10 protein-coding genes and 1 pseudogene are annotated in these 12,433 nt (G+C 55.3%); 1 reads left to right on the forward strand and 10 read right to left on the reverse strand.

The window, feature by feature from the left end; genetic code table 11:
- Positions 1–42: 42 nt before the first annotated feature.
- On the reverse strand, positions 43–1,074 hold the full coding sequence (locus R50912_RS28830) for an SGNH/GDSL hydrolase family protein (protein ID WP_042239770.1): 1,032 nt from the start codon (positions 1,072–1,074) through the stop codon (positions 43–45).
- The gene (gene bglB / locus R50912_RS28835) at positions 1,067–2,131 is read right to left on the reverse strand and encodes a beta-galactosidase BglB (protein WP_042239771.1); all 1,065 of its coding nucleotides are present in this window, start codon (positions 2,129–2,131) and stop codon (positions 1,067–1,069) included. Before bglB ends, R50912_RS28830 begins: the two co-directional genes overlap by 8 nt.
- A 461-nt stretch (positions 2,132–2,592) precedes the next feature.
- Here bglB and R50912_RS28840 point away from each other — a divergent pair, with 461 nt between their 5' ends.
- Positions 2,593–3,393, forward strand: coding sequence for a polysaccharide deacetylase family protein (locus tag R50912_RS28840; RefSeq protein ID WP_042239773.1), 801 nt, complete (start codon positions 2,593–2,595; stop codon positions 3,391–3,393).
- 272 nt (positions 3,394–3,665) lie between these two features.
- Here R50912_RS28840 and R50912_RS36530 read toward each other — a convergent pair.
- From R50912_RS36530 to R50912_RS28875, 8 genes and pseudogenes are all read right to left on the reverse strand, one after another.
- Positions 3,666–3,917, reverse strand: a pseudogene (locus tag R50912_RS36530) (transposase); the annotation flags it as partial.
- A gap of 475 nt (positions 3,918–4,392) precedes the next feature.
- Positions 4,393–5,454: a hypothetical protein gene (locus tag R50912_RS28845; protein ID WP_156123395.1), complete on the reverse strand. Its 1,062-nt coding sequence runs from the start codon at positions 5,452–5,454 to the stop codon at positions 4,393–4,395.
- A 639-nt stretch (positions 5,455–6,093) separates the two neighbouring features.
- Positions 6,094–7,389, reverse strand: coding sequence for a homocysteine synthase (locus R50912_RS28850; RefSeq protein WP_042239778.1), 1,296 nt, complete (start codon positions 7,387–7,389; stop codon positions 6,094–6,096).
- Between the two features lie 227 nt (positions 7,390–7,616).
- Complete coding sequence (locus R50912_RS28855) at positions 7,617–8,351, reverse strand: GntR family transcriptional regulator (protein WP_197072999.1); 735 nt, start codon at positions 8,349–8,351, stop codon at positions 7,617–7,619.
- Positions 8,351–9,364: a sugar kinase gene (locus R50912_RS28860; protein WP_042239782.1), complete on the reverse strand. Its 1,014-nt coding sequence runs from the start codon at positions 9,362–9,364 to the stop codon at positions 8,351–8,353. Before R50912_RS28860 ends, R50912_RS28855 begins: the two co-directional genes overlap by 1 nt.
- On the reverse strand, positions 9,357–10,112 hold the full coding sequence (gene dagF / locus R50912_RS28865) for a 2-dehydro-3-deoxy-phosphogluconate aldolase (RefSeq protein WP_042239784.1): 756 nt from the start codon (positions 10,110–10,112) through the stop codon (positions 9,357–9,359). Before dagF ends, R50912_RS28860 begins: the two co-directional genes overlap by 8 nt.
- Positions 10,112–11,218 (reverse strand): DgaE family pyridoxal phosphate-dependent ammonia lyase, encoded by a 1,107-nt coding sequence (locus R50912_RS28870; protein WP_042239786.1) that lies wholly within the window; start codon positions 11,216–11,218, stop codon positions 10,112–10,114. The genes dagF and R50912_RS28870 overlap by 1 nt, the downstream gene beginning before the upstream one ends.
- Positions 11,196–12,248 carry an amidohydrolase/deacetylase family metallohydrolase gene (locus tag R50912_RS28875; protein ID WP_042243558.1) on the reverse strand — a complete coding sequence of 351 codons (1,053 nt, stop codon included), beginning with the start codon at positions 12,246–12,248 and terminating at the stop codon, positions 11,196–11,198. Before R50912_RS28875 ends, R50912_RS28870 begins: the two co-directional genes overlap by 23 nt.
- Between the last annotated feature and the right edge of the window lie 185 nt (positions 12,249–12,433).

A 12,433-nucleotide genomic window follows, 5' to 3' on the forward strand; every position in this document is an offset into this window, starting at 1 on the left:
GTTTACCTGTTAATCGCCGCTGAACCCTTATGCAGCCTGGAGTTACAGGATTCCGCCCAGCTCCCGGGCCAAATTCTCCCCCATCCGGATATGTCCGTCATCCCCGGGATGAATCAGATCACAGGACAACCCGCTAAGGTCATCCAGCACCCGGCTTCCTTCAATCAGGCTCAGCTTAGGGTGTGACAGGCGCTGTACGTGACTGCGCAGAATCCCGTTAAACCGGATATCCTTGTCCGCAATCCCGCTGGCCGGGAAATTCGCAAAGTTGGGATAAATCGTAATAACCGCCACCGGCTTCTCCGGATGCCTGCTAACCAGCCGGTCCAGCAGATAGCCGCTCCGCTCACGGAATTCGTCCGCCGGCATATGATCGCGCATATTTACGCCCAGCTCCAGCGTCATGAAAGACCAGTCCTGCTGCTCTGCAAGAAAATCACTCATCTCCCGTTCGCACTGGCAGGAGCCGCTCATGCCCAGATTCAGCACATCGGCAGCCAGCCTTCTTGCCGCTTGGCCGATGTACGGCAGGCTGCTGTTCTCACCATTGGTAATGGATGAGCCGTAAGCAATCCAGCGCTTCCGGGGAGTCTCTCCTTCCTCCGGCGGGCGGAGCGGATGGCCGAAGGTCTCAATGCCGCAGACCACGCAGGCATACCGTCCGAAGCATATGCGCCACACCTCCGGTGCAAAGCCCGTTCCCATCAGCAGCTTGCGGTCAGCCATCGCCAGCCGCGGCGGCTCGCTTAACTGAAGCGTGCGGATGGTCCCTGCCTGAAGCTCATGCCTGGAATGGAACAGTCCGCCCTTGAATACGGTCACACAGCCATCCGCCTCCGGCAAAGACAGGGTTACCCGGATGTTCGGGGCGGCTGTAACGAAACGAAGCTCACAGCCGCCCGCTTCCCCGGCGATGAACCGGCCCCGCTCATTCAGCTGCTCTCTGACGCTGCGGGGAATACGGCGCAGATACACGCCGTACCCGCCGGCCTCCTCCAGTTCAGCAACGTTATGGAAGGCAATCCGGTCCAGTCCCGGCAACCCTATGACCTTGCGCTTGGCGGAATCAACCATGCTTCATCGCCTCCACCAGCAGCAGTAGCGTCATGGATTGCCCGTAGGGCATCGGACAGACCGGAATCTCGCGGTAGTCCTGAAGCGTAGCTCCCATACCCGTTCCGTACGATACTCCCTGTACTATCCCTTCTTCATCAATCTGGCCCAGCACATAGTGAAGAGCTGCCAGGGCAGGCTTGCGGCAGCTCTCATCCAGCAGCCCCTGCCGCACTGCCTTCAGCATGCCGTAAGCAAAAGCGGCGGTAGCCGAGGTCTCCAGATAGGAGCCGCTGTCGTCCAGCAAGGTATGCCACGCGCCTTCCGGCGTCTGCAGCTCAAGCAGCTTGCGTACCTGCCGCTCCAGCGAGGACAGCAGGAAGCTGCTCACACCCGGCGGCAGCTCCACCATCTCCAGATAATCCACCAGCCCCGCCGTATACCAGGAGTTGCCGCGTGCCCACAAGGCCCGGGCAAAGTGATGGCCCCCCTCGAAGGTCCACCCGTGGAAGAATAGCCCTGTTGCTGGATCGGTCAGGTATTTGAGATGGACGAGAAACTGGCGGATACTCTCCTGTATGCACTCCTCCTCCTTCAGTACAATCCCCATCCGGGCTACGAACAGCACCGTCATATACAGCGTGTCGTCCCAGAGCTGTCCGGTATTCGGGCTGCCCGTAACCTCGTGCTGAATGCCTGCTTCCTCTGTGCGGGGCATGTCATTCAGCACATAATCCAGCCATTCCCGGCACAGCTTCAGATAATCTGCGCGTCCGGTCTCCTCCGCCAGATAGCTTAAGGTAAGCATCGGGCACATCGTATTGACGTTTTTTACGGGAATGCCCCCGTCAAGCTTGCTGTCGAACCATCCGGTCAGATAATGCAGAATCTCTTCATCTGCGGTTTCCCGGTAATAGCTGTATAAGGCGAAGAGCCCCACTCCCTGCGGCCATTCCCAATTGTCCATAGAGATAATGCCGATGGGAGCGGTCTCCTGAATGGAGCCTTTCATATCCTTCATCCGCTCAATCACACGGGCGATCTGCTTTTCGAGTGTTGTACGTGATACTGCTTCCATAATGCTCCTCCTTCTTAATGTCCTGCCTAGAGCCTAGAGCCTGTGGCCGGCTGATTAGCCCTGTTCGCAACCTCAGTGTAGTCAAGCGCCGGAATGCCGTCCATTAACAAGAATCTTGCTAATCGCTTTCACTTCTGGCATTGTTCATAATGGAGCTGTATTCGTCATTCGGAGGAACACATGCTCACGACCAAATTCTTTATAGATTGAACCTAGAGATTTAATAATGGGGGAAGCGGATCAAGTAGAAACGGATGCCGTCTTTTTAAAGAACGGCATCCGTTTCCGCGGGAAAGATAAGGAATATTTATTATGCGAAGCATATGATTCTTAACTTTTAAGAGATCCGCAGACTGGCAACGTCCCGAAGGCCAAGTCCTTCACGGATTCAGTAACAAATTCCAAATTATAAATTTCCAGTTCAATCTACATAGAGAGAAATCAGGGGAGGCTAACAGGTAATGAAAATCAAGTTTGATCTTTTTCCGGGCGGTGTTACTAAAGCGCTAACATTAAGCTGGGATGATGGAAGAATCCACGACAGGCGGCTTGTGGAGATTCATAACCGGCACGGGCTGAAGGGCTCATTCCATTTGAATTCAGGATTCTTCGGCAATGAGGGCTACATCACGGAAGAGGAAGTGGCTTCCCTCTATGAGGGGCATGAGATTTCAGCACATACGAGCACTCATCCCTTTCTCTCCATGACCCCGCGTGAGGGCATCGCCGAAGAGATTCTACAAGACCGCAGACATCTGGAAGCCCTCGCCGGCTATCCCGTAAGGGGCATGTCCTATCCGTTCGGGGATTACAGTGATCAGGTGCTGAGCGTTCTGCCGGCGCTGGGGATCGAATATTCACGTACTGTAAAGTCCCATGGCAGCTTCAGCCTGCCGGACAACCTGCTGGCTTGGCATCCCACCTGCCATCACCGCGATATGCTGGCGCTGGGCAAACAGTTCCTGGAGGAGCAGCCCCGGTTCTCCCATATGCAACTGCTATATGTATGGGGACACAGCTATGAATTCAACGACAATGATAACTGGGAGGAGCTTGAGCAGTTCGCCGCCATGATGGGCGGCCATGAAGAGATCTGGTACGCCACCAATATCGAGATTGCCGACTACTTGTCCGCTGTACAAGGACTGCGCTTCTCCGCTTCCCGGGAGATGGTCTATAATCCGTCGGCAGTGGATGTATGGATCACCGCCGGGGACGAGGCATGCCGGATATCCGGAGGAGCTACTGTGCGTCTGGGTTAGGAATTGCTGTGGGTTTGTTAGGGGGCTGTGAATGGCTCATAATCATTCGACCGGTGGCGCTCCGGGGGGCGGGCACAGACACGGTTGCAGGCGCGGTAAGGAGAAATGTTGTACAAATTGCAACTTTGATTCATGAATCCCTGGGTGTTTGAGAGGATTGTTGTACGAAATACAAGAATTCTCTCGCTGAGCGGCTTTGGGGATGAGAAATGCTGTATTTCATACAACAATCCATAGTTTTAGCTCATTTAATATGGATAATGTTGTATTCAGTACAGGACAAATAGCTCCGTCTGAAACTGGCCTTGCCGATCCCGTGGGACCTGTAAATCCGGGATGCGCCCGTGATGCGTTTCCCACGTCCGTGCTGTAATATCCGTTGCGAGAGTTTGCTTCTTCTGGATATTCGACACTCAGGTGATTTTTGATTTCTTCACAGAGCATGAGTCTATTTTTTCTTTCAGAAAACGTTGGAGACTATTTTCGAGTAGATCACTGAACGGGTTTTGTTGTATACTGGTCATTGAGTAGGGCTTCTTTTTCTTGGTGACTTCGCAATCCCAAGGATACCCTACTTTTTTGTCGTTTACTAGACTCCCCGATCCTTACACATACTATTTCACGCCATCGTTTGGACTGAAGCAGAAGCTGATTTGAGCTTAATTCTCAGGAAAGCGAGATTCCTTTATTACCTAAGTGACCTTTATCCCCTTCTATCTGTGAGCATAATAAAACCCGATTCCAACACAGCCTGGATGGCTGGTGGAATCGGGTTATTATTATAGTAGATGCGCTTAGGCACTGAGGGTCTGCGGTAATTGTATTGATGTCGGCTGGCGGCAAGCAGTATGAATATAGTGAGATGCACCGTTGGGATTGAGGCGCAAGCAGCAGAGGCCTGATTATAGGCGCGTTACAGTGGCGGTGCTTATGGCGTTAGCAGCAGTTTGAGTAAGGTGACAGCATGGATGGATTGGGATCAACCGGTCTAACCGGCTGCTACTGCCATCCTCCGGCGGCAGCATCTATATTGTCCTGCCGGGCGATCCACGTCAGGCAGGCCGCCCGGAGCAGCGCTTCGGTCCGCTGGGCCGCGCTGCAGAAGATCCCGCTCAGGCCGATCTGATACAGATCGGCCAGCGCGTACGCCGCCGGTGCCCCCGCGGCGAGCACCGCCGCCGCCGGCTTCACCCGGCGCACGGCGGCTAACACCTCAGCCGCCGCCTTGGCGAAGCCCTCGGCGGCGCTCTCCTTCAGCGCGGCTTCACCGGCCGCGCCGTCCAGCACCAGGAAATCGGCGATGCGCGCGATTTCCCCCGCGGCAGCGCGCCCCACCTCGGGGAGCAGGAGCGCCCCGATGCGGCACGCTGCCGCGTAAGCGTGGCCGAGGGTCTGCTCGGCCACGCCCTCAATGAATTCGCGCTGTGCTGCGAATTCGGCTGCGCTGGCGGGGTACGGCGCCAGCAGGTCCACGCGGCTGTCGCCGCCCAGCCGCTGGCTCTCCGCCACCGCGGCGAACAGCGCTTCAAGCTGCGCATCCTGCAGCGCGGCCAGTCTTGCCGGGCGGGCGGCAAGCTCCGGCGCATAGGGCAGAGCAACTGCGGCCCAGACACCGTCCGCCGACTCCAGAAGCGCGGCAGCGGCAGCCCGCAGCCGATAATAAATCCGCTGCAGGATACGCTCAGCCTGCCCCTCATCCCCGCAGGACATCCAGCTCGAATAGAGTGCCGCAAGCTCCGGCTCCAGCAACCATTCCTCGCTGCGGATCAGACAGGGACCCGCAGGGTAAATGCCGGGCTCCTCCCGAAGAAGGGACCGGTCACCCAGTCCGTCGCGCAGCACCAGAAAAGCTGGGCGTTCGCCCGGACGGCGGAAATAGGTCCGGCTCATGTTCCCATTACTCTTACGCCGCTCCCCGTCGGGAAGAAATTCCGCTGCAGCGGAAGCAACAGATGCAGACTGGCTCATCTCCATGCCAATAGTCCGGTCGCCGGGATTATACTTGAACGGGCGCTCCTCATTATTTTGATTCTGATCCTGCAGACGTTCACCTTTCATCATCGCACCCACCTTTTTAACTTTGGATTGCTGCCGGCTCTGCTCCCCTTAAGGCGATGCCCCCGGCATTTTACGATGCTTCAATCTATAAATACTGGCAAAGGCCCTGAAATATGCAAACGGTATCAAATGATTACGGCGGCGAAGGATGAACTTGGGGATACGCGCAACTTGAACTCTTCAGCATGGGTATCCTATAGTTATTAACTATCCGGTATTTAGAAGTCGGATATTTGTTCAGCAAATGCACTTTCTACAACAGATTTCGCAATATTAATGCGCTAAAATTGGTTCTAATGTATTTCATACAATGGATTTCCGGCTCATGCCGCAGAAACGCCATTCTCAAGGGATTCTACTGTACGAACTGCAACAGATGCCTTTTTCCGGGTGATCCAGCCGATATCTGCTGTAAAAAATGCAATAGAAGCCCCACTTCTCCCGCTTCTCCCACTCTCACCTTCTCCCCCAGACTCAATCCATCCCCACTTCTAAAAAAACCACCATCTCATGCAAGTGTTCTGCATAAAACAGTGGTCTATAATTTTATTCCTTTACCATACAATGCTGCCAGGCATATGCCTGCTAGATCCCGCCAGAGGCGCCTGGCTCGCAACAATCCGCTGCTTCTGCCTATCCGTGTTACGACTGCTGGCTGGCAGCGATCGCCTGCTCCAGATCGTAGAGGATATCGTCGATCGACTCCGTACCGATGGACAAGCGCAGCAGCTCCGGAGTAACCCCGGCCGTAATCTGCTCTTCGTCTGACAGCTGCTGATGTGTAGTGCTTGCCGGATGGATGATCAGCGACTTGGAATCGCCCACATTAGCCAGATGGGAGAACAGCTTCACATTCTCAATCAGCTTGACGCCTGCCGCCGCTCCGCCCTTGATTCCAAAGGTAAGGATGGCACCCTGGCCTTTGGGCAGGTATTTCTGTGCCAACTCATACGAAGGGTGACTCTGCAGACCGGCATAGCTTACCCACTCCACGGAATCGTGAGCCTCCAGATACTGGGCCACCTTAAGCGCATTCTGGCTATGGCGTTCCAGACGCAAATGCAGTGTTTCGAGTCCCTGCAGCAGCAGCCATGAGTTGAAAGGCGAGATCGCTGCACCCAGGTCACGAAGGAGCTGTACGCGAGCTTTGATGATATAAGCAATAGGTCCTACAGCTTCAGTGTAGACTACCCCATGATAGCTTGGGTCGGGTTCAGTAAGGCCGGGGAATCTGCCGCTGGCCTTCCAGTCAAACTTGCCGCCGTCCACAATAATTCCGCCGATCGAGGTGCCATGGCCCCCGATGAATTTGGTTGCCGAGTGCACCACAATATCCGCCCCGTGTTCAATCGGACGCAGCAGATAAGGGCTTGGGAAGGTATTGTCGACAATCAGCGGAATTCCATGCTCATGGGCGATGGCTGCTACAGCTTCAATATCAAGCACATTCCCTTGCGGATTACCAATGGTTTCGGCGTAGAGCGCTTTGGTTTTGTCCGTTATCGCTGCCCGGAAGTTCTCCGGATTATCCGAATCGACAAAATGCACCTTAATTCCCAGCTTGGGCAGCGTCGTCGAGAACAGATTATAGGTCCCGCCATACAGGCTGGCGGCGGATACAATTTCATCCCCTGCGCCGGCGATATTTAGAATAGAGAAGGAAATAGCCGCTGCTCCGGAAGCCGTCGCAAGCGCACCGGCCCCGCCCTCCAGCGCCGCAAGACGCTGTTCAAACACATCGGTGGTCGGGTTCATCAGCCGGGTGTAAATATTGCCGAATTCCTTGAGCGCGAACAGATTGGCAGCATGCTCTGCATCACGGAATCCGTAGGATGTGGTCTGATACAACGGTACAGCACGGGCTAAAGTTGTTGGATCAATCTCCTGGCCTGCATGAACGGTTAAGGTTTCGAATGACAGCTTGCGTTCTTCTGACATGGGTATTTCCTCCTCTAAATAGATAATGGCAAACGTTAACAATCAAGAATTGTACCTATTCTCTCACAAACCATGTCATTTGAAAAGTTAAAATTCTCATTAATTCACTATGTTTTATTAAGTTTCCATCTTTCAAAAAAAAGACCCGCTGCATGCAGAGGGCGCGGGTGTCGAATATAAAGAAATCTATGTCCATGGTGTAGGAGATACTCATATCCTAAGCAGCTTCAAGTGTCGTAGCTGACCAGATAATGATGGAGCTCCGTATTATAGCAGCCGATGCTGTGTTCAATCAGTCTGCCTTCCCCATCGTAGGAGTTACGCAGTCGCTTGAGGACATGCGTTCCCGGCGGAAGCTCCAGCAGCAGGCAGACCTCAGGAGGTGCAGGTTCGACAAAGAAGCGGTCCTTGAAGTTCTCCAGCACGATGTCGTTCTCTTCCAGCGAGTCATACAGGGATTGGATATCGGTATCCATTCCTCTGGCTCCTCCGCCGGGAAGTGCGGCTGCCGTCAGGAAATGCATCAGATGAATATAAGGCTGTCCATTCAGAATATATAGACGTTCAATCCGCTGGCAATACGGCCCGTAGCGGGCGTATTCTTCCGTTCCGGCCTCGTTTGCGATGCGTTCGGAAGCCAGCAGCCTTTTTTCCAGCTTATGACCCTCTTCTACGAGCAGCTCCGTGAACCGTTTACCCTTGGAGAGCTTCTGATAGGAGGTATTGCGCGTCACAATCGTTCCGATGCCGCTTTTCTTCTGCACATAGCCTTCCTGGGACAGCTCCTGGACTGCGCCGCGGATCGTCATTTTGCTGACGCCGAATTCCTTTTCCAGCTGCGGCTCGGAGGGGATGATACTCCCCAGAGGATATACCCCGTGCAGAATCCGGTCTTTGAGGATTTTTTGGATCTGCTGATATAAGGGGCCTTGCTTGCGTTTCAGAGACACGCTTGGGTTCACTACCTTTCAACATCTAAGGTATGGCCACACAGCGCCCGGAGCACCTCACTCTCGGTAAAAAGCGCTGTATCGCCTTGGGTGGTATGGGCCAGCATCGCCGCCGCCGCTGCCATATCCACCGTCTGCTGCTGCGGGTACTGCTGCAATTCACCGTGGATGACACCACTGGTAAAGGCATCGCCGGCACCGATCCGGTCATACACCGGGAAGGTAAGCTTGCGGGAGAACCGGAACATCCCTTGATGATAGATATAGCCTGTCAGAGAATGCGTATTGTCAGCGTTAATCTCACGGTGGGTTCCCGCTGCCGTTCCGATTCCGAAGCGCTCCGCCACTTCGGGAATCGCTTGCTTCAACTGTGTTATTCTATCATATTCTCCCGTTCCGATGCCAAGGATAAACTGCGCATCCTTCTCATTCATCATCACCGTATCGGCCAGCGTAAGCAGTTCCTCATAGTGCGGGCGGGCCTTAGCATAGCCATCCGCTCCCCATAGCGCCGGACGGTAATTGCAGTCGAAGACCACCTTGCCTCCGGCCCTCTTCACTTCCGCAGCCAGCTGCTTCATCTGCCGGCGCACGCCTTCATTCATCGCCAGCGTAATGCCGCATAAATGCAGGACGTCCACACGGGAGGCAAGCGCCGCCATATCATAATGGTCTGCCTCCGCAGTATTAAAGCTGCTGCCCAGCCGGTCTGTGTAGGTCACTCTGCCGGGGCGTGCTCCAAACCCATTCTCCAGAAAATACATCCCCAGGTGCTTGCCGCCCCGGCTGATCAGCGACGTGTCCACCCCAAGCTTGCGGAGATAGGCGATCGCCGCTTCACCTACCGGAGTTTCCGGCAGGGTGGTAATGAGTGCACCGTTGTGGCCGTATCTGGAGAGGGCCGCCGTTACATTCACCCCGCTGCCGGAAAAAGAATACTCCAGCCTGCTGCCCTGGGCCAGCGTCTCAACCCCCGGGACCTGCAGCCGCATCATCACTTCGCCAAAGGCTGCAATTCTAGGCATACTGGTCCACCAGCGATTTCATCGTACCCAGCAGTCTGCGGACATCCTGTACGTTCGTACTCCCGGTCTGCGGATCAATAATCGAGGAATAGACATGCGGGATCACCTGCGGCACGCCTGCCTGAAGCGCAATCTCCAGGATAGGTCCAAAGTTATCCAGGTCGATTCCGCCCGTTGGCTCCAGGGCAAATCCCGCTTCCCCGCAGGCCTTGGCCACCGCGCGGTATTCCTCCTCCAGCTTCAGTCCCTGCATCGGATAATATTTGAGCGCATTGCCGCCCATGTCACGCACCAGTGCAATGGCAGCATGAACAGGAACAATAGCCTGCGCCCCGGCCCCGGAACTGATCGGGCCAGTCGATATATTTACATATCCCGGCTGCCCGCAGGGAGAGACCAGGCTGTTAATCCAGCTATCCTTCGCTCCCAGGTTGGCGCGGGTTGCCCCCACTGCCGGAAACACCTGATTGATATGGCTGCCCGCATAGCTTAAGGCAATCTCCGCCACAACGGACGCCTGGCGGTTGTCTCCAGCCCCGAGTCCGATCGATACGGCATCCTCAATAGATTGGCCATATTCCGTCATGGCAGCGGCCGCTTCCTGTGCGGTGGCATAGTTTTTGGAGAGCACGCCCACCAGCACATGCCCGTCCGCTGCTTCATACACATCCTTAGCATTGCCGATGCTGCCGGCCAGCACATTAAGTGCGGCTCTGTTCTTATAGAAGCGCTGCTCAATCTTGCCCATTATTGTTTACCTCCCATAATTTCAATGATTCTGCTGACGATGACCTGAAGATCATCCCCTTGCAGCGGCCTTGGATCGATATCGAAATAGCCCTGCTTCACGCCATAGTCCCGGGTATACACCGCAATCGTGCCTTCACGTAGCCGGTCATTGACCGTCTTCGCATCCATTCCCGCCGCAGAGGCATCAATCTGGACCCGTCCACGAAAAATCGCTCTGCCCGCTTCATCCTGCACGATGCGGACGGAAACTCCGGGAAGGGCGGCCAGCGGCTGAAGAGCCTCCAGCGCCTGCTTTTCCAGCCCGCTGTTGTCAGCTTTATCCTGGTATTCCTCCAGTGCCTGCAGCAGTCCGAAGATGGTCTCCTTGCCGACCTTCATGCTGCGGCCGATGCCGTGCAGTTGTACCTTCAGCCATTCGATATACTTTGTTTTGCCGGCGACAATGCCTGAGGTCGGGCCTTCCACCGCCTTCGAGCCGCTGTAAATGGCCAAATCGGAATACCGGACATATTTGGACAGGTCCTCTTCCGCTGCCGCATCCACAATCAGCGGCACCCCTCTGCGCTGTGCAACCTCCCAGGCTTCCTCCACGGAGATCATATTCTTCTGGACGGCGTGATGGGATTTGACGTAGAGAATGGCTGCGGTACGCTCACCGATCGCCTGTTCGATATGCTCCTTGCGCCCTTCGTTGGCATATCCTGCTTCCACCACCCGGCCCCCGCCGAGGAATACCATGGTTTCGACCGGCGCTCCATATTGCACATTATGGCCCTTGAGCATAATGATCTCATTCTTCAGCACCGGCTCCTGGTGTAGGCGGAGGCTAAGCCTCGGGTCTCCGGTCGTCACAATAGCTGCTACCGACAACGCAATGCCGCTGGATGCCGAGTTTACGACAACCGCCCCTTCCGCCCCAAGCAGCCGGGCAATGTACGCCCCGGATTTGTCCACAAGGTCCGCAATTTCCGCGTACTGCTGCCCGCCCTGCTTCATTGCCTCCATGACTGAATCCGTCGGCGCGGAGACCCCAAGAATGCTCATTCTTCCGCTGGCATTAATTACACGCTTCAATCCATATCTAGCCTGTAATGAGTGATCCATTGACATAGACTCCTTTAGCCTCAATATAGTGGTGTGCGGCCCGGACATCGCCTTCCGAGTCCGTAAGCTGCTTCTCGCCTGCTTGCAGGGCAAATAAGGTCAGGTTCGCCTGCTGCCCAACTCTGATCCGGGCGAGCTCCGGCTTGCCCAGCCATTCCGCTGCGCTGGTAGTGACCGCACGGATGACCTCCTCCAGACTGTAGCCGAGATAGAGGAATTTCGTCAGCAGGTTCGACATGCTGTATACCGGCCCGTTCAGACGGTTACCCCGGTAAATATCCGTACTGATCGTATTCAGCGCGATGCCTGCCGCCTTCGCCTGTTCAGCCACCCGGAAGGAGAAGCTCGCCGTGCCATGCCCCACATCCAGATGAACGCCCCGGGCAACTGCATCCAGCAGCCCTTGCAGCGGCGCACCGTCTTCCTCAAACAGATTATTGGGTTTGCCGTTAAGATAATGAGTGATCACATCACCCCGCTGCAGCAGCTCCAGCACTCCGGAGACCGCCGGCGGAGCGGAGCCGATATGCACCATCAGCGGAAGCCCCGTCTCCTCCGACAGTGTGCGTGCCAGCTTAAGCGGCTGTATGCCGCTGTCCTTGACGACACTCTGGCTGATGCGGGCTTTCAGACCGACAATGAATCCGGGATAGGCGGCTGCCGCCTCCAGAACCTTGGTCCGGTCGATCCATTCCAGCTGCGACAGCTCATCGGTCCGCTCCAGCCCGATTCTCGAGATATTCAGCAAAGCGAACACCTGGGTGGCCGCCTCCAGACTCCGGGTATAGAAGTCTCCGATCCGGTCTGCACCGCAGCTTCCGGCATCCACCAGAGCAGTTACCCCCTGCTTCACTCCAATTTCGTCAATCTCATCGCCGTAAGGATGCAGCTCCGGTACAGCATGCACATGCAGATCAATCCATCCGCTTGATACAAATAACCCGGAACCGTCCAGCAGGGTTTCTCCTTCAGCCTGGCCTGGCGGTGTAATGGCGGTGATGATCCCGTCACGGATGGAAATATCAACCATCTGCCCGTCAACAAGCTGCAAATTGCGCAGCACATTCTCTGTGCCCACTCCTCCATCTCCTTCTCTAACCTGGATATACAAGCGCCCTCTAAAAAATGGTTAATGACATGAAACCTTTACATCCTTATATTTAACAAGTAGAAACGGCTTTGCCGTCCTTATAAAGGATGGCACCGTTTCAGCGA

This window comes from Paenibacillus sp. FSL R5-0912 (assembly GCF_000758605.1).
Classification (GTDB): Bacteria; Bacillota; Bacilli; order Paenibacillales; family Paenibacillaceae; genus Paenibacillus_AQ.

Bases quoted from the DNA above. Each gene is read 5' to 3' on its own strand.
- R50912_RS28860 (WP_042239782.1), bottom strand. From the start codon at position 9,364: ATGCCTAGAATTGCAGCCTTTGGCGAAGTGATGATGCGGCTGCAGGTC.
- R50912_RS28870 (WP_042239786.1), bottom strand. From the start codon at position 11,218: ATGGATCACTCATTACAGGCTAGATATGGATTGAAGCGTGTAATTAAT.
- bglB (WP_042239771.1), bottom strand. From the start codon at position 2,131: ATGGAAGCAGTATCACGTACAACACTCGAAAAGCAGATCGCCCGTGTG.
- R50912_RS28845 (WP_156123395.1), bottom strand. From the start codon at position 5,454: ATGATGAAAGGTGAACGTCTGCAGGATCAGAATCAAAATAATGAGGAG.
- dagF (WP_042239784.1), bottom strand. From the start codon at position 10,112: ATGGGCAAGATTGAGCAGCGCTTCTATAAGAACAGAGCCGCACTTAAT.
- R50912_RS28850 (WP_042239778.1), bottom strand. From the start codon at position 7,389: ATGTCAGAAGAACGCAAGCTGTCATTCGAAACCTTAACCGTTCATGCA.
- R50912_RS28840 (WP_042239773.1), top strand. From the start codon at position 2,593: ATGAAAATCAAGTTTGATCTTTTTCCGGGCGGTGTTACTAAAGCGCTA.
- R50912_RS28875 (WP_042243558.1), bottom strand. From the start codon at position 12,248: ATGGTTGATATTTCCATCCGTGACGGGATCATCACCGCCATTACACCG.
- R50912_RS28830 (WP_042239770.1), bottom strand. From the start codon at position 1,074: ATGGTTGATTCCGCCAAGCGCAAGGTCATAGGGTTGCCGGGACTGGAC.